The following is a 20,864-nucleotide window of genomic DNA, read 5'->3' as shown; positions in this document are numbered from 1 at the left end:
GAGGATCCGCACAATCCGCGATTTGGCCCGGCCGGAGATCACTGGTAGAGGCCCGATTCACCGCGCCTCGCCGAAGGGCTCGGCGTCACACGGCGGCAGGACAGAGGGGGCCCAGAGGTCAAGCGCGTCAGCTTGGCGAGATAATCGAACATGTGGCCTAATAGCTGTCATGGAGCATGCCCCTCTCCCGCCCGACCTGATCGAACTCCAGGCGGACTGGCAGCGCACATACGCAGCGCTCGCCGTGCCGCGCCCCGTGCACGTAACCGCACTGCGCCGCCGCCTGTATGCGCTGTCCGGTCAGTTGCTGTTTCACCCGTACTGGTCCAGCCCCCGTCGATTGCCCGGCGCACGGGTAGAGCTGCGGCGGCAGGCTCGCGCACTGGGGCGGCTGCAGTGACACACCTGGTCCGACTCCAGTTCGCGACCGGCGGGCCGGCGGTTTCCGGGGTGTGGGCCGACGGTGCGACAGCCCGTCGAACCTGGTGGGACTGGGTCGGGCTCTACGGCAGCGACGAGAAGGTCGTCATCCGCCTGACCGAGGACGCTGACGGGAACGAACGTGTACTTATGGCCTGGGAGCGGGGGCGCGTCGTCGGGACGGGATCGGACGGCGGTTCCCGGTCCAAGAGCTAGTGGGCCCGCATGCCGAGCGCTGAACCACCGCCCCCGGAGGTTCGGGTGCTCCTGCCCGATGGGCAGGGGCTACGAGGTCGGCTACACGCGCGAGGACAGTTCGCCAGGGCGGGGTGGATGTACTGGGTAGCCCTGCCCATGTGGGCCGACAACCCCGACGCCGAGACTGTCGAGCCGCGCGAGTACCGCGTCTGGCTCACCCCTGGCCAGGCGTACCCAATCGACGGCGTCCGGTACGACGCTGTCCCCACCTACCCACTGCGCCGCGAGGAGCCAACAGCTCAGGCAGTCGACCGGTGGGCGTGGAAGATCCAGTGGACCCCGGCCATAGGATGTCGACCCGCCGCGCCCATCGTGCACGTCTGGGACTGCGAAGAGGCACCCCGGGATGCTGAGGAGCTGGACGTATTCGCCGCGCTTGAGGTCCTGCGCAGTCCTGGCGCCGTGCCCTGTACCGAGTGCGGGGCGGATGTCGCTCTCGGGCCGCTGGCGTAGCCAGGGCGAACCGTGTGTCCGCTGCGCGCTCTCACTTCTGGTAGCTACCCAGGCGCTCGGCTTGGCGTTTGCCAGGGTAAGGCGCGGCGCCGGGGCTTTCGCGGCGCCGCCATCCTCGGGGTCTTCGCGGCGGTGTCCTCTTGGTGGACGCCTTCTTCGCAGCCGTCTTGTCCGACGTCGTCCTCTGCGGCAGTTTGTGCACGTCGGCTTCGCCCTCGCCACGGGATGTCGGGGCCGTGCATACGAACACCTGAAGTTCAGCCGCCGCATTCCGCACCCGCACACCGTCAATTCCCGTGAAACGACTGCCTCAAGGCGGCACGGTTCCTATGCTGGCCGGTGGCGCACTGGTATATCGACACTCTCTCCTCATGCGTTTCGGCAATCCGGCCGGGACTCCACGCAAGACCACGAGAGAGGCAGATATGCCTGAAAGCCGACAAGATCAGGCAGGCCATGAAGGGTTGACGGATCGGTTACGCCGGCGGCTTGTGGGTGTCATCCACAACCGCTGGTTCCAGGCGATGGGCATGGCCGCTGCTAGTGCTGCCGTGACGTCGCTGACCACCAAGTTCGTCAGCCTTCTCTGACCCCTTCCCGGATTCGGTAGGTCCGGGAAGGGGCGCCAGAGGATCGCGGCTGCCGATCACACACAGGGCCTGCGCCTCAAAGCGCGGGTCCTGCGTGCTGTGGGCGTCAGCGGCGCGACGCGTATAGCTTGACGCTTAAGTAGTCACAGTGCATGCCGAAACATGGAGTTGCAACGGCTTCCCGGTGAATGGCCAAGTCCGAGGCGGTCGTCGCCATGTACCGGCAGACCCGTCACCCACCCTTCCGGGTGACAGCGCGGCGTTGTCAACAAGCAGGCTGACCACAGTGAGTTAGAGTCGAACGCGCGGCGCGACCACCGCTCCCCGGAGATTCCTCGGCCCCTTCGTCTCCACGCTCGGGTGAACCGGTCACCTCAACCGATGTACACAGCAACCCCCATGGGTCTCACACATCCACATCCTGGGCCGAGATGTGCGGAGAGCCATGAGTGAGTTCACGCAGGAAACCGTCCAACTGCGGTGTCTCTACACCGGCGAGAGCTGGCAGCACGCTCAACGCGCCCTCAGCCGACTCCCCTCCGGAGCAGTGCCTCTTCCATCCGCCCAGGCCCCGGCCCAGGAGCGGCTGGAGGCTCGCGTTCTCCTCGGACTCCTGGAGTTCCGCAACGTCTACACGCGCTTCCCGCTCGGCATCACGGCGGTTCATCCGGAGCGCACACGGATCAACTTGTGCGTCGAGAGCGAGGAACGCGCCGCCGAGATCCTCTTCAACCTCCTTCCCACCTATACGCCAGGCAGCGAGGTATACGGGGTTCCCGGGCTGAGGATTGTCCGGAGGTCCCAGACCGGTATCGAGCTGCGTGTACTCGGTGCTCAGGCCCGCCTGCGGCTGACCGGGCTGCCCTCGACCGTATGGCGCAGCGCCGAGAGACGCATGCTCGACGAGTGGCTCGACGGAGTACAGCACTGCTGGCGCTCCTCACCACGGGGGTGGACTGAGGCCGAACGCGAGCACCAATCCATGTGGGACGACGAGGACGACCGTTTCGTCCGTGTGCAGCGCCGCGGGGCGTGGCTGGGCAGCGGCCTGCTCCGTCGCATCGCCCTGCTGCACACCGTCGCCAACACCTTCCTCGTCGACGGCTACAGGCGTGCCGCATTCGACGTGGCGCGACTGGTTCTCCGGTGTTCGCAGGTACCCGACCAAGGACCGGGGCCGCACCACATCATCTCCGCCCTCCTCGACCCGGTGTTCGGGCTGTCCCTGGAACTCACGAGGTTCCGCGGCGACACCGACGAAAGCCACGCCGGCAAGCAGGACTTCACCCTCGCAGACATGGGCAAGACGGTCCTGCTGGAGTTGCAGACCGCCCGGGAACGGCCGCCCTCCTCCCTTCCGACCGACGTCTGGCAGACGATCCTGCGTCGGCTGCCCTCCGAAGGGTTCCCAAACGCCCGGGCGGTCAGTCTGTTCGCAGGGCTGCGCGTTGGCAGCGGGACATAGGGGAGAAGTCCACCTGCAGGGCACACGGCGTCACGGGGCTGCCGGGCGCGAAATCCCAACGCTGAGCCATGGGCATCTGCAGGCCGACCGGGCCCCTGCGAGGGGGCACCCCGGAGTACATGCCTACGCGCTCGTACTGCCCCGACCGTTCTCGCCCCTACGAGGGGTCACAGCGCGATCCACCGGTCGGTCGCGCACGTCGGCGAGCAGCTCCTCATCGTCCCCAGGCGAGGAGGGTCTTCAAATCACTGGACGGGGAGGGGAGAGTCGGTGCCCGCAGAAGCGGGCACCGGGCGGTCACAAGTAGGGGTCCTCGGTGGGCCGGTCGGTCTCGGTGGCGGCCTGGAGCAGCTCGGTGAGGTCGCCGGGTTCGGAGGAGCGCTGGTCGATCCACCACCCGGCGCGGGTGATGGTGCGAGCGGTCTCCTCGATTGCCACCCACTCCGTCTCGCTGGTCTCACCTTCGAGAACCAGGGCGGTGTAGGCGGCGGCCAGGACCTGGTGGCGACAGCGCACGCCCCAGGCGACGGCCCGCTCGCTTCCCTCCAGCGGCGCCATCCGGTACTGCTCCGACCAGGCTTCGGATTCGGCCTGCTCTTCGGCCCGCTTGGCCTCCAGCCAAGCGGCCTTGTCCTGCTCGTCGCCTTCCTTCGCGGCCCGCCAGCAGTCGGTGCTTCTCTGCACTTCACTCGATCGGGCTGCGCTGTGGATCACTGGGTCTGCTCGGAACGAGAGGCGTGGTCTTGTTCACGCTCCACGACAGTGTTGACGGCGCTGTCGCAAAGAATGCGGTAGTGACTCGCGCACACGTTGCGATCATGGGTCGGCCCAGTCTGTGACGTGTGCCGAATGGGCAAGCACCTCAGAGCCCTCGAAGTTCGTGAGCATCGCCTGACTGCGGATCACGGCGGTGCACCACCGAGGTCATCATTGGGCTTCGGCAGCAACCCGTGATCAGATAGGGTTTTGTCATGTCCTACATCTTCGTCCGCGTTCGGACCGCCTAAGACGTCTGCCGCCGCAGTCGCTCAGCGACCGGTGTCAGTCGAGGAACCCGCAGGAGACCACCGCGGTCTCACGGCACCGCCCTGCGGGTATCGCTCGGCCCTGTCCGCCGTCGCGCATCGTTGCCGGTAAGTGCTTCCACGCCCTGTGCTGTCCCTGACCGGCTGGCACGCGCTGGTTGACCGTAGCTACCGGCCTGTGTGCGCCTGGCCACTGAACCGCGCTGCGTCTGGTGACAGGCGCGCCCATTCTGCTTTAGCTTCGGCGGCTCACCGGCCGGCATCAGCCCATCCGGCATGCCCGCCGTGCCGCCCACCGGACATTGGACTGCCCCGTATGACATCCCTCTCCACCAACTCCTCCTCTCCGCAGCAGGCCCGCGACGCGAATCCCACTTTCGTACTCGTGCACGGCTCTTGCTCCAGCTCGCTGATGTGGGCTCCCGTCCAGCGTGAACTGGCGCTGCTCGGCCATCGCAGCTTTGCCGTCGACCTGCCGGGGCACGGCTTCGACGCCCAGTACCCGGCCGCCTACCAGGCCCCGCAGGACCTCGACACGTGGGCGGCCGAACCGTCGACACTGGCTGGGGTCACCCTGCAGGACAACATCGACATGGTCGCCGACGTCGTCCGACGAGTGGCCGAGCACGGGCCGGTGGTACTCGTGGGCGCCAGTCTCGGCGGCACCACCATCACCGGGGTGGGCAACACGATCCCTGACCAGGTGAGCCGACTCGTCTACATCTCCGCGTGGTCGTGCGTGCAGCGCGCGAACCCCATCGAGTACATGCAGGAGCCCGAGTTCGGCGAAAACCTGCTGGCTCCACTGGCCGCGCTGAACGTCGGCGACCCCGGCGAACTCGGCGTCGGCCGGGCCAACTACCGCACCGCCGACCCGACCCTGCTCGCCGCACTCAAGGCGGCGATCATGGCGGACGGTACCGATGAACAGTTCCGGGCCTTCCTCAACATCCTCCAGCCGGACGAGTCCCTGGCGGTGATGATGTCCGACGCACGCGGCCACGCCGCAACCTGGGGCACCATCGCCCGCACCTACATCCGTCTCACCGACGACCGGTCGCTTCCCGTGGCCATGCAGAACCGTCTGATCGCCGAAGCCGACGCCCTGACGCCCGACAACCCATACGACGTGCACACCCTGGTCACCAGCCACGTCGGGTTTCTGCTCAAACCGTCGGAGGTGACCAGCATCCTCGATCAACTGACCGTCTGACCCCAGAAGGCACAACCGCCAGCTAACGCGTTGAAGGGGGCAGTCAGCCAGCTGCCCTCTTCAACGAAATGGCCATCGGACGCCACAGGACTTCCCCCTACGCCGATCCGCCATCCGGGTCTGCCGGTGTTCGGGGGACGGGGATACCGAGGTCGACGGTGGGGCGGTGGGTGCGGCGGCGGGTGTCGTCCCGTTTGGTGCGGAGGATCTGGAGGGTGAGGTCGAGTCCTTCGATCTCGCCGGCCCAGCCCTCGGCTTTGGCGCGGGCTCGGCGGGTGATGAGGTCGGTTTCGAGGTCGTCGAGTCGGCTGATCATCTTCGGGCTGACTTGGAGCATGGGGCAGCGGATGCAGGCGTGTTCGTGCTGGCAGGGGGTGCCATAGGGGCGTCCGCATGCGCCGAGTTCTACCTTGCGCTTGTCGAAGTGCTCTTCGAACTCGTCCCACTCGTCGCTGGTGACGTCGCGGTATTCGTCGTCGGAGCGGAGCCGGCGACGTTCGTTGAGGTGGGTGAGGTAGTGGCGGACGACGTCTTCATCGAAGACGGCGACGTAGCCACGTGTTGTCTGGATGTTGAGGTGGCCGAGCAGGGCGGCGCCGATGTGGATGGGGAGTCCGCTGTTGACGAGCTCGGTGGTGAAGATTCTTCGGAAGTCGTGCGGGGTGAACTTGACTGAGCGGAACGCGGGATGGCGTTCAGCGAGGTCCTTGCCGCGTCGTTCGAGCATGCTCAGGACGGTTACGGGGCTGATCACGCTGCGGGTGGAGCCGATCTTGCGCTGGAACAGGAACGGCATCGGAGGGCTCCAGACCTTGTCGTGCGGGTCGAAGCGGCGCAGGAGCGGGACGGGGTTTCCGTCGCGCGTGTGCCGTCGGATGACGGAGGCGATGACGTGGAACAGCTCGGCGGACATCGGGATGACGCGCTCACGGTCGGTCTTGGACGGGCTGACGACCAGGAGGGCGATCATCTCGCCGCTGCTGCGCTGGTAGTGACGGATGCTGAGGTGACTGATTTCGCACATCTCCTCGATGCGGACGCCCGAGTGGCGCAAGGTCTCGACCGCGGCCCAGTCCCAGAAGGCTGTCTCCTCCTCTGCTTCGATCTGGATCAGCTGCCCGGTGTCGTCCCGGACACGGACAGGCGTGCGGTGGCCGCCGCGGGCGAGCGTGAGATCCTCCTCGGTCAGGACGCGGCGGTAGGTGCGGCCGACGTGAGTGAAGGGCGCGTTGCCGGCTGATGCTGATGCCTGTTCCAGGAGAGTGCGGGTGTGGTCGTAGCGCTCTTCGACGTGTCGGACGAGAAGTGGCAGGAGCGGCTGGCGCTGTCGGGTTCGGTCGGCGGACCGCTCGTTGATCCGGCGGCGGCGCTTTGCCAGTCCGCGCAGTTCGCTGGGCGAGACAGGACACGAGGCGACCCAGGGGGCCCAGCGGTCGGGGTCGTCGGCGGCCCAGGTGTGCAGGTCGTAGTAGAAACTGCGGACGGCGATGACGATGGCGTCGACGCCGATGCGGGGCTTGCCGTCCTTGCGGATGCCGATCTTCTTGCGCCAGGCGCTGTAGAGGTCAGCCGGGATGCTCAGATCGGCTTGCTCGGGGTTGATCTCTTCGATGCCGGCCCAGAAGTCGTGGGCGAGGTGTCGGACGATATTGACCAGGGAGGCGTAGTCGGTGTCGGCCTTGCGGCGGTGGAAGTAGTCGAGCAGGAGCCGGCGGACGCTCTGGTTGCGGATGGTGTGACGGTCGACGAGTTCCTCGAGGGTGAGCTGGCCGCGGTGCAGGGCCTGACGCATGGTGGCGGGTGTGCTGGGCGAGAAGTGCCCCATCGCGTGGAGGACGTTCCAGGAAGCGCGACCGGAGAACACGTTGGCGTCCTTCTTGCCCGGCCGCAGGACGGCTTTGGCCTTCCGCGATTCGTGGGCGTGGTGAAGCAGGGCCGCAGGGGTGAGATCCGCGAAGCCGATGCCCTGGACCGCGAGCAGACAGCACACGTCGAAGAGCGCTTCACGTTTGTGCGGCCAGGACATGTCATGGGCGGTGACGTGTTCGGCGTACTTCTCCAGCAGCGGGTCCTTCTGGGCAGCGATGAACTGGTCGGCGAACCCGTTGAAGTTGTGCTTCTTCATCACCAGCAGCGTGGGCTGGACGATCCGCAGGCAGAACAGCGTCTTGATGCCGATGCTGTAGTTCTGCCCGTACCGGTTGGTGCCCAGGTCAGCGGCGTTGATATCGCCCCGGCCCAGTGGGCTGGCGTCCCAGCGGCGCTGCCAGGTGCTGCCCTCGAACCGGTCAAGGTAGGCCAGGACACGCCGGGTTGAAGCCCGGTGCTGATCGGCGGTCTGCGCGGCAGCTGCTGTACAGACGTCGTGCGCGAGTTCGCCGATGCGCTGTGACGAGGCGGTGGACAGGTCACCGAAGGGGCGGGGCCGTGTGGTCGGGGAGGCCGGGCGGGCCTCGATCTGGCCTGCGACGAAGCGGCCGGCGAAGCCGGGCTCGTCGCTGACCTGGACGTGGCGGCGGCTGACTCCGGTGGTGGGGCGCGTCAGGTCAGCCACCGAAGACCGCCTCGATGTCCGCCGTGGCGTAGCCCGCGGGGTAGTGCCGTGGCGGCCGGGGCGCGGAGTAGTGCTCGGTGAGCTTGTCGAAGAGCTCCTCGATGTGCACGGCCAGATAGCGGCTGGTGGTGTGGATGTCGGAGTGCCGCATGATCGTCTGAACTTCGGGGAGTGTGAGTTTCCCGCTGTTGGCCATGCGGTAAGCGGCGGTGTGCCGCAGATCGTGAAGGGACCAGTTCGTGCCCAGCAGCGTGTTCGCCCGCTGCATGACACGGCGCATCGCCCAGTAGGTCAGTGGACGCTCGGGTCCGCGGATGGTCCGCCAGACCGGTGCACCCCCGGTGGGCGTGCCCGCCGTGTCGAGATAGAGGGCCAGGCGGAACAGCCCCTGCGGGGAGACCGGCACCGCTTCCCTGGCCCGCGTGCCTTTGGTGATCACGTAGATGCGCTGCCCGGACCAGCCGATATCACCGACCGCGATGCCGAGGAGTTCCTCGGCACGGGCACCGCTGGAGACGTAGATCTCCAGCAGCGCCCGGTCCCGGTCGCAGTTCATCGCGGCGAACAGCTCGTCCCACAGCCGGTCGGGAATGGAGCGCGGCGGCCGGTCGGGCACCCGCTGCCGCAACCGGGCCCGTCCGACCAACGGCGTAGGCTCCAGCGGACTACGGTGCCCCAGAGCCCGGCGCCGCTGCGACGAGTGCGGCACCGGGTTCACGACCGGACCTCGCCCCTGATGGGCGTGGAACTCGTAGAACCCGCTGATCACCGTCAGGGCATGGTTGATCGTGCGTGGCGCGTACCCCGCCCCCAGAGACGCCTTGCCCGTGCGGAGATTGACCGCCCCGGCCACCGGCGCGTTGGCCCTGTGCCGCTGGCGCTGCGGGTTGGCCGCCGAGCGAAGCCAACCCGTCAGCACCGCGACCTCGGACTCCGTCGCGCGGTCCCACCCAGTGCCCAGCAGCCAAAGCAGGCGGAACCACCGCAGCATCCCGTAGCCGTAGCTCCGGCAGGTCAGCGGGCTGGAATCCCCGAGCGCCAGGTCCCGCAGAAACGCCGTGACCGGCTCGACCTCAGCTCCCACCGGGTCGAGCACCGCGTACGGCGGATGTGCCCGGCTCACCTCGACGACTCGTCCGAGGCGCGGAATGACCCGCTGCCCCTCCATCAACTCATCGCGTACATCCATCACTTGCTCCCTGATCGCGGCATGTAACACCGTGACCAACGAGGCGAGGATGGTGCAGTTAACAGAGCAGTCGCGCTCGGCGAGCCAGCGTGCGAACCCGGCCCGCCGGTCGGCGGGCCGGTCGGACAGATCATGGACGACCTCGTGGCCGCAACGGTGCTCGACAGTCCACTTCTGAGGGACCCCCGGGGAATTCCGTTTGATGGGCGTTACGTTCGAGGTCGGGCTGCTGGTCTGGGGCTTCAAATCGAGTGCCTTTCGTTGGCGGTTGGGGTGGTGGCCTGCGTCGTTGCGGAGGGCCGTGCATCAGATGCGCGATTCATGCGGCGGACGGAGGTGGTCTGGAGTGCTTGGCGGTGGTCTCGGGGACGCTTCCGCCTTCTCGTCGTCTCAGCGTGTCCTGCGGATGGCGTCTGTGGCCGCCGTGGCGATGGCGACGGGAGCGCTGGAGGGTTGGGGCAGGTGCAGCAAGGTGGTCCCCGGCAAGTGGCGGGACTTCGCGGTGAGGGTGAGCTGGAGTACGGCGCAGCCGGCGGTCGTGAGCTGCTTGACGCGGGTGACGGCTTGAGTGGTTTCGTCGTTGCCGTACCGGGCGTCGGTGACGATCACGAGGAGGCGGCCGGCGCCGGGGTGGCTGAGTTCGAGGCCGTGGTCGAGTGCGTCGATGGCGTCGCCGAGGTTGTGGTGGCCGCCGTTGGCATCGAACGTCGTCACGCGCTCTGGTGCTCGGTGGGTGGGTCGGGTCAATGCGGTCAGGTGCTTGTCGTAGGCGATGGTGGCGGTGAGGGAGTCGGGGTCGGTCAGGGCTGCTGCGCGTGCCACGATCCAGGCAGCGGACGCGACGGGCGCGCAGGCGGCACGCATGGAGCCGGAGACGTCGACGGCGATACCCACACGCAGCGGTGGGGTGGGGGAGTTGCGGCGGCGGGTGTGGGTGAACGGTTCCGCGGTGGGGACCGACCCGGCTGCGCGCTGAGCGTCGCGGGCGAGGGCCGCGCGCATGTTGAGGCGGCCGGGCGGGGTGGGGCTGGTGGTCCGCTCCTCGGTCCGCTCGCGGTAGGCGGCGGCACGCAGGGCGCGGCTCAGGCGCGCGGCGGCACTCTGCTCGGCGGCGGTGGGCCTGCGGGTGCCGGTGACCGGGCTGCCGTAGGGCGCCGGTGTGCCGTCGGGGGTGACGGTGGTGCCACGGGCGTTGAAGACCGACTTGGCGGTGGCGGCGGCTTTGCGTCGCTGGCCGGCCCGCTGGGCGCGGTCCTGTGCCTGCGCCTTGGACTGCGCGGCCATGGCGTTGGTCGCTGCGGCCTGTGCCGCGAGGTCGGCGGTGTCGGTGGCTGCCGTGCTGTCCATGACGACCCCCACGGCGCCGGACAGCAGATCGGTGAGGTTCTCCGGCACGGGCAGGGCGGGGGCCGCGGTGTCCAGAGCGTCGCACCATTGTTGAGCGTGCGCGAGCATGGTCGTGGCGTCGTGGTCGGCGCACTGGTGGGCTGCGGTCCAGATGCGGGTGAGTGTGGCCAGCAGGTTTGCGCCCAGCACCTGTTCGCACAGATCGGCGACGGCCCGGGTCTCGCCGGCGTCCAGGATGCCGACGTCACGGCGGCCGAGGACCAGGGCCGCCACGGCGGCGGCGTGCTCGATGCCCTGGAGGGTGGGGTGGGCGGTGTCGGGCATGACCAGGGTTCGGGCACTGGTGCGCAGATAGGTGCGGTCCGTGGGCCGCCGGTTCAGGTGTGCGCCTTCGACGCGGCTCTCCTCCAGCAGGAGCGCGGCCTCGACGACACGGGGGTTCGCTCCGGCAGGTGCCGTCCAGACGGAGTGGGCGGCGTGCGCGGCCTCGTGGACGAACACTCCCCAGGCGGCGGGATACCGCTCCTCGTCGCCCACGATCCGCGGATGGATCTCGTGGGGCTGGAGCGGGGCGAACAGGCCGGCGTCGAACTCGACCTCGCCCAGAGTGGGGAAGAACGCGGCCGGTGCGCCGCTGCGCGTGCCGGGGCGGCAGGTGACGAGGAGGTCTGGGCGGCCGGAGAGGGCGACCAGCCGATCGCCGAGTTCGGCTCCCACGCGCAGCCACGCGTCCGGGGAGGAACGGGGTTGCGCGGGCGGGGCGCCGTCGTCGTCCCATCGCGCGAGGTCGGCGTCGTCGTCCGGCGTGGTGGCGGGGGACTGGACGTGGTGGTGGGCGCTCATCGCGAGCGGCCCCGGTGCGCGGAGCCGGTGCTGCCCGGGGGCTGCCGGACGGCCGGGGCGGAGAGCTGCTTGCCGAGGGTGAGGGGCGCGATCTTCTTGACGCCGGCAGCTTTGATGACGGCGGCGGCGACGGCGTCGCGATCCTCCAGAGGAGCGATGCCGACCAGGTTCGCGAGCGCGGCTTTGGTGCCGAGGACGGCCTCGGTCTTCTGGTAGCTGAGCAGCTCTCGCAGTTGGGGGGCCCAGCCCAGCTCGCCGAGTTCGACCTGGTGGGCGAGGTGTCGGGCGACCCGGACCACCCGGGCATCGATCCTCAGCGCCAGGGCGAGGTCATAGTCCGTGCCGATCTGGATCTGCACGCTGAACCGGCTCGCGAGCGCCTCCGTCAAAACCGCACCGTGGACGCCGGGATTGTGGCCCGCCACCACGTAGAAGCCCGGCTCGGCCTTGATGGTCTCGCCCTTGTGGGCCTTGACCTGGATCTGCCTGCGCCCGTCCATCGCGGGATACAGCGCCGCCAGGACCTTCGGTGAGATCAAGGTGGCATCGTCGATCAGCAGGGCGCGGCCCTCGGTCATCGCGGTGACCAGCGGACCGTACTGGAAGACGTAGCCTCCCGCGTCGTCCTGTGTGTACTCGCCGATCAAGTCGCCGACCGTGGTGTCGCCGTCACCGGCGACGGTGAGCAGGTCCTCGAACGCCGCCTCGACCAGACTCGTCTTGCCGGTGCCCGGAGGGCCGTAGAGCAGCACCGGCACGTCGGCGTCGCGCAAGCGATTCAACGCCTCGACATCGGGCAGATCGGCCAGCTCCCGGGGGTGGTAGACCTGGCCCCCCGCGCGGCGGATCGGGCCGGTCTGCCTGGGCGTGGCTGCTGCGGGAATGGTCGTGCGGGCCGTGGCCGCCTGGGCGCGGGGAGAGTGGGTGCCCGGTGGGCTGATCACAGCGGTCTGCGCGGCTGCGGCGGTTTTCGCGTTCGCGCGGAACTCCGGTTGTCCCCTTCCGCCTTGGTCGGCCTCGCCGCGTCGCACCAGGGTGAGGGCGGCGTTGCGGACGGCGCCGTGGGAGTGGCCCAGCTGCCTGGCCATGTCCCCGATGGTGAGCGTGTCCGCCGGCCGGTCGGCCAGCAGGCGGGCCACCTTGGCCCGTAGTTCGCCGCCCTTGGTGCGCGCTGAACTCTTGCGCGTTCCGGGTGTGGTCACAACGAGGCCCCTTTCAACAGGTGCGGGTGCGGGCGGGGTTGGCGATGCGCTGAAGAGGCTGGCCGCTCTCGGAGCGGATCACGGACTTTGCCGACATCGGCGACCGGGCCAACCGGGGCGTATTGTCGGCGCTCACCGGCCGACCGAGGGCTCGGTCCAGGTGCAGGGGATGGCCGGCGACGAGCAGCTCGCTGGCTGCCGAGCAGGCCCGTGCGTCCGCTCCGTACCGGGTTCCGTCGCTCGGCAGGCGCAGCCTGGCGTCTCTTCGAAGCCGTCCTGGAGCAGGATCCGCCGGGCGGCGGCGTTGTAGCCGGTGGTGGTGATCTCGCCGGTGATGGCGTGCCGGATCGTCATGAACGGCTCTGCTGGTGCTTCGGGCAAGGCGGATCTCCTATCGGTGGTGGCGGGAAAGCGGTGGGGTGTTGGGCGAAGGCGAGGCGGGCCCGGAACTTCCAGCACATCAACGGTGCGTGGCTGGACCACGAACGATGGGCAATGACTGCCGACATGCTCCAGGGCGGGCCTCACCGCCCCGCAGCTACCTGACTCGCCTTTCCGCACGTTCTGATAGCCGGGTGTACCAACACGGCCATGGGAACTGCTCCTTACGGGAGTTGGGTCAGCGGTTGCGGGAGAAGGCGATGCGCGGGTCGACCGGTCGGGACGCGGGAGCAGCTGTGGCGGGAGCGGGACCCGGCGCCTTGTCCGCGAGGCCGTCGCGGGCTGGGCTGACGGCGAGCGCGGCCACGCTGATGGAGAACTTGCCGGTGGTGGGCCCTTGGCCGCGTTCGCGGGGTGCGGCCGGCGTGGACGCAGGTTGCCGATAGGGCGCCAGGTCCTGGGCGAGGAGGGGTTCCGCTACGGCTCGGAGGCCGGCCCGGTGCATCGACGACGTGACGTCGGCGACCTTCCTCAAGGCTTCGGTGCGCCCGATGGCGGTGGGCAGGGTGTAGACGCCCGCGTTCGGATCGTGCCGCCAGCCCTCGTCCAGCAGGGCGAGTCGGCCGCCGGTCGCGGAGAAGCGGTGGCCGGCGGATGCGACGATGCCGAGTTGTGGATGCTCGGCGAACGCGATGTCTGCTTCTGCGTGCGGAAGCTGGTGACGGGTGGCAGGTGCCTCGGAGGCGAGTGAGGGGTCGAACGCGGCGTCCGCATCAACGTGGTAGTCGGCCTTGCGCAGCAGCGCGACGGCCCGGGTGGCACGCTCCTGTCCGTCACGCTGTTGGTCGGTCAGTGCGTACAGCGTCGGCCGGCCCGGGACGGGATGGAAGTCGAGACGCTTCAACATCCATGTGCTGGCGGCAAGTTGCTTGGGGTTCGCGGCGACGATGCCGTAGTCGGGGTGGTGGCCGACTGCGACGTCGGGACGCGAGTCGTGATCGGGGGCGGGCATGGCTGATCCATCCTGTGCGGGCTCGGGGAGCAGGGCGGTCGAGGGCCGGGATGGTTCTGCTGGTGAGGGACATGGAGGACTCCTGGGCGGGACGCGGTCAGCGAGCGGCTGCGGACGAGGGATGGGTGGGCGGCAGCGTCGGGCGGGCGGACGGGGCCGCTGGAAGGTGGGCTGGGACCGTGCGCTGGGCGGACGGCGAGGGCGCGAGAGCAGCACTCACTCGCGGTGAGGCAGCTTCCGCCCGTCGAGGCACACCGAGTTGATCCAGGCGCGCGTCGATGGCGGTGAGCAGGCTCGGGACGCTGCCACCGTGCCGGGCTTGGGGGCCGTCGGGTTCCGAGTCGTAGAGCACTTCGTGAATTGCGGAGTTGTCGGGGTGCGCGCGGGTCACCATCCAGCTCTCGGGGTGCCCGGGTGGGTGATCGGTAGGCGGTTCCTGGGGCGGCGAGATCAACAGCGAGCTGCCGTCGGGGAGTTGGGCATAGACGATGTAGTCGCTGAGGCCGTACTCGACGGTGCACTTCAGGCCGCGTTGGCGCAGGAGCGCGGTGAGGTGTCCGTATCCGTGTTCTCGTTCCGGAGAGTCGGCGGCGTGCTGGGGTGGAGGTCCGCTGGTCCGCGTGGTGATGGCTGAGCCCTCCTGCTGGATGGTGACCAGGGGTTGATCGGCGTGCATGAGTGTTCTCCGTGGCCGGGTACTCCAGCGGTTGAGGGCGTGAGGCGCGGAGTGGGGGGCGGGTCGAGGTGGTGGCGTTCCACGAGGATCCGGCGATCGGCCGGTTGGGCCGCGCCGCAGATCGGTGCTAACAACGTCAGCGGGACCGGCGAGGGACCGGCGGGTTCGGCACTGCGGGCGCGGACGGGGAAGCAGGCAGGACCGCGCGGTCGCCGGAGGCGGATCGAGCGAGGGCGACCTGGACGCGGTCGGTCTGCGAAAGCCGGTCGGCATCCATCCGGTTGGCCAGGTAGTCGGCAGCCCGAACAAGCGCCGGGCCCTGGAAGGACAGCTCGTCCGCGTGGTGCCAGCCTTCGGAGTTGCGGATCTCCTTGGCCCGGCTCTCATAGAGCTCCAGTGAGCCGGGTTGCGAGCCCTCCATAAGGGCCATGACCTGGTCCCACTCGTGTTGAATCTGGCCTGCTCGTTCGAGGGTGGTGTCGATTCCGCGCAGCCGCCGGAGGTCGTTGCTGATTGGTCCCTCGACGTAGTCGGCGCCGCTGGCGGCGTTGCGGACACCGGCCAGGACCTCGGGGCCGTGGGCGAGGAAGACCTCGACGTGTTTCCACGCTTCGGCGTCGCGTGTCACCTTGCCGTCCGCATAGTCCTCCTCGTAGGTGGGCCAGCCGTCGTGGTCGCAGAAGGAGTCCGAGACCGCGTCCCAGGCATTGGAGGCTTGCCTGATGCCGGCAGCGGCGGAGGCCAGAGCCGGGATGTGCCGGCGCCACGCCAGGGGGTCGGTGCTCACCGACGGCTGGGTTTCGTGGGAAGCGGGAGGGGTGGGCACGGTTGTCCTCGTTCCTGTGCCGGTGTTCACCGCGAACGCGGCAGTGAGCGGAGGGTGTTCGGTGGGAGAGGAGCAGGAGCCTCGCTCTGCCGACCGACGAAAGTCCCGCGGACTGACACGGCGGGGGAGAGACGGGCGGCTGCTGCCGTTCGACGCGAGCGGGCGTGGATCTCCTGGCCCACGGCCTCTCCCACGAGGTGCAGCTCTTCGCCGAGGTCGGTCAGGCGGTCGGCGAGGACGTCCAGCTCGACGGCACTGCCGCGGGCGCCGTTCGCGCGGCACCACTGAGAGGCGGTTTCGAGCATCTGGTGCAGCCGGGCCACCGCGCCGAAGTCCTCCGTGATCGCCTGGTGGAACAGCTCGGAGAACTCCTCGGGCCGGGCGGTGGCGAGCCGGTCGTTCCAGTCGACGGCCGGAGCGGCGGTGCCCGGGCTGACGGCCTGGCCTTCCCTGTGCACTCGCTGGTCTGCCCGCGATACAGATGACGCCATGTCCCAACTCCCTTCGATGGCAGGCATGGGCTAGGCGGCCATGCGGGCGTCGGTGTCGAACAGCTCGCGTTCGGCCGGGTGCAGGATGTGCTGGGTGATGAAGCTGCGGCCCGCGACCTTCCACAGGCCCCGGCCCTTGGTCAGGGCGGACACCGCCTGTGTCTCGACACCGGTCAGGCCCAACAGCGAGGCGGCAGCGGCGAGTTGGTCGGGTTCCTGGCGGTAGATGATGCGGGTGGAGCAGTCGGCCAGGAGGCCCTCGGCCAGTACCCGGCCGCGTGAGCCCGCGTCGCCCGCGCTGAGCAGGTCGCTGAGGCGGTGGATGACCATGAGGTTGGCGATGCCGAGGCCACGGGAGAGCTTCCACTGGGACTGCATGCGCTCCAGCAGGCCGACGTGCCGCATCACCCGCCAGGCCTCGTCGTAGATCACCCACCGTCGGCCGCCGTCCGGGTCGGCGAGCGCGGACTCCATCCACGCGCTCGCGCAGGTCATCGCCAAGACCAGGGCGGTGTCGTCGCCGGAGCCGCCGAGGCGGGAGAGGTCGATGGACAGCATGGGGGTGGTCGGGTCGAAGGCCACGGTCGAGGGGGCGTCGAACATGCCGCTCAGGTCGCCGTGCACGAGACGGCGCAGGGCGTGAGCGAGGTCCTGTGCGGCGGGCCCCATGCGTCCGGCTTGGTCGCCAAGGGCGCGGTCGAGACGCTCGGGGGAGCCGAGGGCGTGCGCGATGTCGCCGAGCAGCGGCACCGTGCCGTCGGCGTCGGCCTCGGCGACGACCAAGTCGAGCGCGAGGTCCAGGGCGGTGTGCTCCATCGGCATCAGATCGCGCTTCAGCACGGTGCGGGCCAGGGCTGCCAGGAGCAGGAGGCGGCGCTTGCGGACCTCGGTCGACCAATCGCCTTCGCTCACCGAGGCAGGTCGCGCCGGTGCGTCCAGGGGGTTGAGCCTGCCGGGGAGTCCCGGGCCGAGCGCGATGCTGTAGCCGCCGAGGGCCTGGGCGACGGGCGTCCACTCTCCCTTGGGATCGCAGGGAACGTAGACCCGGTAGCCGTGGGCGATCGCCCGGGTGGCGATGGACTTGGCCAGCGCACTCTTGCCCATGCCGATGATCCCGGCCAGGACGGCGTTGGGGTTGGTGAAGCCCTCGATCCGGCCGCTGCTGTAGAGGGAGAACGGGTCGTAGCAGAAGGCGGCTTCGGCGTGTACGTCCCTGCCGATGAAGATGCCCTCCGCGCCGAGGCCGCCCTCGGCGAGGAAGGGGTAGGCCCCGGAGACGGTGGCGGTGGTCATCCGGTGGGCGGGCAGGCTGAGTTTGCCGCCCCGAGCGGAGGAGGGGCCGGGGCGTCCGGACAGCGGGTAGGCCGGCCGCAGTTGCGGGTCGAGGGCCTGCTCGGCGCGGTGCTTCGGCGGGGCGGTGGCGCGGCGGGCCTTGTGGCGGGCTGCGGCGAAACCGGCGCGAGCGGCCCGCTGCTCGGCGCGGGATGTCTTGCGGGGGACGAACAGGGGAGAGGCACTGGCGCGGGTGCGGGGCATGAACAGTTCTCCAGACAGAAAAGGCGGGTCAGCGACGGACGAGGCCGGTGAACGGCGCGTACAGGTCAGCCGGGGTGGTGCGGCGGCGCACCAGGTGCGCGGTTCGCTGATGGCGCTGGCAGATCGTCAACTCCGGTGCGCCTTCGGGCAGTTGTGCCTGGCACGCCTCGCGGCCGGGCACCTCGTCGGAGTCCGGGCGGGGTGCCGCGTGGTAGGCGGAGTGGATGTGGTCGGCGGCCTGCCAGATCCGCGTGCGGGCGGCGTGGAGGTGGTCGCCCTCGGCCGGGGCGAGGTGTCCGGTGCGGCCGGTATGGGCGTCGAGCAGACCGTGCAGTGAGACGAGATGGGAGTGCAGGGCGTCCAACTCGGCGCGCGTGGTGACCAGGGGGCCGCCCGGGATGTTGAGCGCGCGGTGGAAGTCGAGCGCGGCGGTGGCGAAGGGCACGAAGTCCTGCGGCGTCGGGCTGGGAGTGCGGGACATGAGGGTGCTCTTTCGGCGGGAGATCGGCCTGCGTCAGGCGGCGAGGGCGAGCGGCATGGCGGCGGCGGTGAACGCTTCGGCCTGCTGCCAGGTGAGCGGCCTCAGGTCGAGCTGGGCGCCGACGGCCGCGGTCTCCACGACCGCGCAGGCGGAACGCAGTTCCTCCTCGCTGTCGGCCGAGACGGTCAGCAGGCCGGTCAGGGCGACATCCGCGTGGCCCGCGATGAGCTGGCGCTCGCGGGACTTGATGTCCTGGTACTCGATCGAGTCGGCCTCGGAGTCGACCTGGCCGCGCCGGGCGCGCTCGGCGGCATCCGCGATGACGCTGGCCTTCTTGCGCTGGACGTCGCGCAGGGCGGCGTCCAGTCCCTTCGGYTCGTACGACAGSGASAGCGTGCGCCGGATTCCCGGCTGTGAACAGGAGCTGGTGAAGGAAGCCTGCCGAGGTCTCGGTGCGGGGCCAGTTCTCCACCCAGTACGTGGCGTGGAGGGCCGAGTCGGTCGCGATGTGGTCCGCCTTCTCGACGACCACGACGGGTCCGGCAGCGGCGGGCTCTGCCTCGGGACGCCCGGCGGTGGACCAACGGTCAAGGGCTGCAAGGGACTTGGGGTCGTACGCCGTGCGTACGACGGCCGCGATCTCGCGGGCGGTGAGCCAGCCGGTGGGGTTGAGCCCGGCCGTGCGCGCGGCCTGGTCGAAGGTCGAGGTCAACTGCGCCAGGACGCTGAAGGACCCGGTCAGACCGCCTCCGGCCTGGTTGATCAGACGCCGCGCGGCCTTCGCATCCAGCGAGATCGCGACGTAGGCCTCGTGCGGTGCTGCCGCCGGGCCCGCGCTCTGGATCAGCTCGCCGTAGATCGAGCCTGCGACGGGGGCGTTGGGGCGGCCGTGGTCCTCCCAGTAGCGGCGCAGGGCGTCGCCGGAGTCCGGGACGGTGCGCTCGATCACCTGGATCCGGGCGATGTGGCCGGTGCGGGCGAGCGCCGCGAGGGCACGGCCCCAGCCGGTGACGTTGGCGTTCTGGGTGCCCGGGTCGAGCAGCGCGTAGGCGCGGGAGGAGACCTTGACGACGGCGGTCAGGGTGCCGGTGTGCGGGTTGTGGACCGCGCCGTAGCGGCGGTCGGGGGCGGTGACCACCCGCAGGCTGGCCGCGGTGCCGGGCAGGTGGAGGAGTCCTTCGCGGACCGGGCGGCGGGAGGGACGGGTGAGCCAGACAAGCTGGCCGCGCATCCGGCGCAGGACGTAGCGGGTTGCGATCGGAGCCCAGTCGGCCAGGGCGCGGCCTCGGTGACGGACGAAGACGAACAGGGCGATGGCGGCCCAGAGGGGGACGAGTTCGAGAGCACCGGCCACACCGCGGGTGAGGATCACGGCGAGCAGGAGGACGCCGGTGAGAGTGACGGCGATCAGTTGCGGGGCGGCCAGTCCGAGCAGGATGCCGCGCCTGCTGCGGTGCGGGAACTTCACGGTGGCCGTGGTGACTTGGGGCTTGTCGGGCATGGTGGTTCCAGACAGTGGGTGCGGGCGGAGGGCGAGGCGTGTGGCGCTCTTCTGGAAGTCACTGCGGGCCTCCGTCTGTGGTGATCGGTGGTGCGGGGGGACAGAGGGCGGGCTGCGGGTGCAGCCCGCCCCCTGCCCGGGAGTTGGTCAGGACTCCGAAGGCGGCTGGGTGGGGAACACCCAGCTTGTCGGCGTCGGGGAACCGGCTGCCGACGGCGTGGCAGGACCGCTGGCGCTCTCGGATGCTGCGGTACCAGCGCGGGTTACACTGCCGCCCGGAGCCGAAGCACCGGCGAACTGCCCACCCTGGGCCTCCCGTTCGGAACCTCCCGATTCGCCCTCGCCGGGCCGGGTGACGAGCGGCGGGATGCCGGGGCGCTGGATCAGGGCCCGACCCTTGTCGCCGGAGGCGTTCGAGTCCTCGCCGTACCGGAACCGGGTCTGCGGCTTGGGCGTTCCGCCGTCGATGCCCTCCTTGCTGAGGTTGCCGCCAGAGGGGTTGATCCCGGAGGCGACACCGTCGCTGCCCGCGCCGGGGACCTGACTGGGACCCTGCGGAGCAGGGGCGCCGGTCCGGGTCTGCATCGCGAGGCTGCCCGCGGTCTTCGCGGCTCCGGCGGCGACCGCCAGGCCGGCGACGCCGGTGCGGTGTACGTCGTCGTGGCCGCCGCCGTCGCTGGCCCAGTGGACGAACTTGTAGGTGGCGTACGGGCACAGCAGGACTAGCACCATCACGACGATGCCCGCCATCGCGTCGGACAGTGCGGCCATGCCGTCGTGGGTGTCCGACTTGCCCATGGCCGAGACGCCGATGAGGAAGACGACGGTCATCAGGAGTTTCGAGACGACCAGCGTGGCGGTGGCCTCGATCCAGCCGCGCCGCCATCGCTTGGCGACCTCCCAGCCGCCGCCGGATCCGGCGAACACGGCGAGCGCGACCAGGACCAGGACGCCGACCTTCCGGGCGACCATCACTCCCCAGTACATGAACGCGCCGATCGCACATCCGAGGGCGACCAGGGATGGGACGCCCCAGCCCAGGCTGTACATCGCCCCCAGTTCACTGACCTTCACCACACGCCGGACCGCGTCGTCGACCGAGGTGTTGGCCGCTTGGAACAGACCGTCGGACAGCGCGTCGACCACGGTGATCGCGACGGAGGTGAAGGCGACGGCACAGAAGGAGAACAGGACCCCCGTCATCGTGCCGATCGCCGCCTGAGCGAGGGCACGTTCGTCCCGCCGCCAGGCCGCGGACATCAACTGGATGCAGAACGTGCCGACGGTCAGCGCCAGCCCGATGGGCAGCAGGAGTTCGTAGTTGTCCCGGAACCAACCGGCGTTGAGATCGATGGCGGTGGTCTCGTCGACGGCCTTCGCGGCGAGATCCGCAGCGCTGGA

General features: G+C 69.6%; 19 protein-coding genes and 1 pseudogene. 6 read left to right on the top strand and 14 right to left on the bottom strand.

Features of this window, described 5'->3' with window-relative positions; genetic code table 11:
* Nucleotides 1-169: 169 nt before the first annotated feature.
* The 5 genes from SPR02S_RS60880 (at nucleotide 170) to SPR02S_RS38755 (ending at nucleotide 3,186) form a co-directional block, all read left to right on the top strand.
* The gene (locus tag SPR02S_RS60880; protein WP_078623128.1) at nucleotides 170-400 is read left to right on the top strand and encodes a DUF8825 domain-containing protein; all 231 of its coding nucleotides are present in this window, start codon (nucleotides 170-172) and stop codon (nucleotides 398-400) included.
* A complete protein-coding gene (locus SPR02S_RS38770; RefSeq protein ID WP_019062410.1) occupies nucleotides 397-636 on the top strand; it encodes a hypothetical protein in 240 nt (79 codons plus the stop codon). The genes SPR02S_RS60880 and SPR02S_RS38770 overlap by 4 nt, the downstream gene beginning before the upstream one ends.
* 117 nt (nucleotides 637-753) lie before the next feature.
* A complete protein-coding gene (locus tag SPR02S_RS38765; protein WP_019062409.1) occupies nucleotides 754-1,131 on the top strand; it encodes a DUF6233 domain-containing protein in 378 nt (125 codons plus the stop codon).
* Nucleotides 1,132-1,502: 371 nt separating this feature from the next.
* Entirely contained in the window at nucleotides 1,503-1,721 is a 219-nt protein-coding gene (locus SPR02S_RS63555; RefSeq protein WP_158697954.1) for a hypothetical protein, read from the top strand.
* A gap of 445 nt (nucleotides 1,722-2,166) precedes the next feature.
* Nucleotides 2,167-3,186, top strand: coding sequence for a hypothetical protein (locus SPR02S_RS38755; protein WP_019062407.1), 1,020 nt, complete (start codon nucleotides 2,167-2,169; stop codon nucleotides 3,184-3,186).
* A 297-nt stretch (nucleotides 3,187-3,483) separates the two neighbouring features.
* Here SPR02S_RS38755 and SPR02S_RS38750 read toward each other — a convergent pair whose 3' ends face one another.
* Nucleotides 3,484-3,870 (bottom strand): hypothetical protein, encoded by a 387-nt coding sequence (locus tag SPR02S_RS38750; protein ID WP_019062406.1) that lies wholly within the window; start codon nucleotides 3,868-3,870, stop codon nucleotides 3,484-3,486.
* A gap of 657 nt (nucleotides 3,871-4,527) precedes the next feature.
* Here SPR02S_RS38750 and SPR02S_RS38745 point away from each other — a divergent pair.
* Complete coding sequence (locus SPR02S_RS38745) at nucleotides 4,528-5,424, top strand: alpha/beta fold hydrolase (RefSeq protein ID WP_019062405.1); 897 nt, start codon at nucleotides 4,528-4,530, stop codon at nucleotides 5,422-5,424.
* Between the two features lie 97 nt (nucleotides 5,425-5,521).
* Here SPR02S_RS38745 and SPR02S_RS38740 read toward each other — a convergent pair whose 3' ends face one another.
* The 13 genes and pseudogenes from SPR02S_RS38740 to SPR02S_RS38670 form a co-directional block, all read right to left on the bottom strand.
* Complete coding sequence (locus SPR02S_RS38740; RefSeq protein WP_019062404.1) at nucleotides 5,522-7,978, bottom strand: tyrosine-type recombinase/integrase; 2,457 nt, start codon at nucleotides 7,976-7,978, stop codon at nucleotides 5,522-5,524.
* A complete protein-coding gene (locus tag SPR02S_RS38735; RefSeq protein ID WP_019062403.1) occupies nucleotides 7,971-9,167 on the bottom strand; it encodes a tyrosine-type recombinase/integrase in 1,197 nt (398 codons plus the stop codon). The genes SPR02S_RS38740 and SPR02S_RS38735 overlap by 8 nt, the downstream gene beginning before the upstream one ends.
* Nucleotides 9,168-9,557: 390 nt before the next feature.
* Nucleotides 9,558-11,357, bottom strand: coding sequence for a vWA domain-containing protein (locus SPR02S_RS38730; protein WP_019062402.1), 1,800 nt, complete (start codon nucleotides 11,355-11,357; stop codon nucleotides 9,558-9,560).
* The gene (locus tag SPR02S_RS38725) at nucleotides 11,354-12,496 is read right to left on the bottom strand and encodes an AAA family ATPase (protein WP_026151242.1); all 1,143 of its coding nucleotides are present in this window, start codon (nucleotides 12,494-12,496) and stop codon (nucleotides 11,354-11,356) included. The genes SPR02S_RS38730 and SPR02S_RS38725 overlap by 4 nt, the downstream gene beginning before the upstream one ends.
* Before the next feature lie 195 nt (nucleotides 12,497-12,691).
* Nucleotides 12,692-12,913 carry a hypothetical protein gene (locus SPR02S_RS38720; protein ID WP_019062400.1) on the bottom strand — a complete coding sequence of 74 codons (222 nt, stop codon included), beginning with the start codon at nucleotides 12,911-12,913 and terminating at the stop codon, nucleotides 12,692-12,694.
* Between the two features lie 265 nt (nucleotides 12,914-13,178).
* Nucleotides 13,179-13,952, bottom strand: a complete 774-nt coding sequence (locus SPR02S_RS38715) for a hypothetical protein (protein WP_026151241.1) — start codon at nucleotides 13,950-13,952, stop codon at nucleotides 13,179-13,181.
* A gap of 97 nt (nucleotides 13,953-14,049) precedes the next feature.
* Entirely contained in the window at nucleotides 14,050-14,628 is a 579-nt protein-coding gene (locus tag SPR02S_RS38710) for a hypothetical protein (protein ID WP_019062399.1), read from the bottom strand.
* A gap of 136 nt (nucleotides 14,629-14,764) precedes the next feature.
* Nucleotides 14,765-15,415 (bottom strand): hypothetical protein, encoded by a 651-nt coding sequence (locus SPR02S_RS38705; RefSeq protein WP_019062398.1) that lies wholly within the window; start codon nucleotides 15,413-15,415, stop codon nucleotides 14,765-14,767.
* Between the two features lie 65 nt (nucleotides 15,416-15,480).
* On the bottom strand, nucleotides 15,481-15,945 hold the full coding sequence (locus tag SPR02S_RS38700; RefSeq protein ID WP_106437103.1) for a hypothetical protein: 465 nt from the start codon (nucleotides 15,943-15,945) through the stop codon (nucleotides 15,481-15,483).
* 30 nt (nucleotides 15,946-15,975) lie between these two features.
* On the bottom strand, nucleotides 15,976-17,481 hold the full coding sequence (locus SPR02S_RS38695) for a putative type IV secretion/conjugal transfer ATPase (protein ID WP_019062396.1): 1,506 nt from the start codon (nucleotides 17,479-17,481) through the stop codon (nucleotides 15,976-15,978).
* Nucleotides 17,482-17,509: 28 nt separating this feature from the next.
* On the bottom strand, nucleotides 17,510-17,962 hold the full coding sequence (locus SPR02S_RS38690; RefSeq protein WP_019062395.1) for a DUF6238 family protein: 453 nt from the start codon (nucleotides 17,960-17,962) through the stop codon (nucleotides 17,510-17,512).
* Between the two features lie 33 nt (nucleotides 17,963-17,995).
* Nucleotides 17,996-19,463 (bottom strand): annotated as a pseudogene (locus tag SPR02S_RS57295) (SCO6880 family protein).
* Between the two features lie 147 nt (nucleotides 19,464-19,610).
* Nucleotides 19,611-20,864, bottom strand: a 1,254-nt coding sequence (locus SPR02S_RS38670; protein ID WP_019062393.1) for an SCO6881 family protein, incomplete at its 5' end; no start/stop codon positions are given.

The sequence above is a fragment of the Streptomyces prunicolor NBRC 13075 genome, assembly GCF_000367365.1.
Classification (GTDB): Bacteria; Actinomycetota; Actinomycetes; order Streptomycetales; family Streptomycetaceae; genus Streptomyces; species Streptomyces prunicolor.
This window is presented reverse-complemented; position numbering and strand designations above follow the sequence as displayed.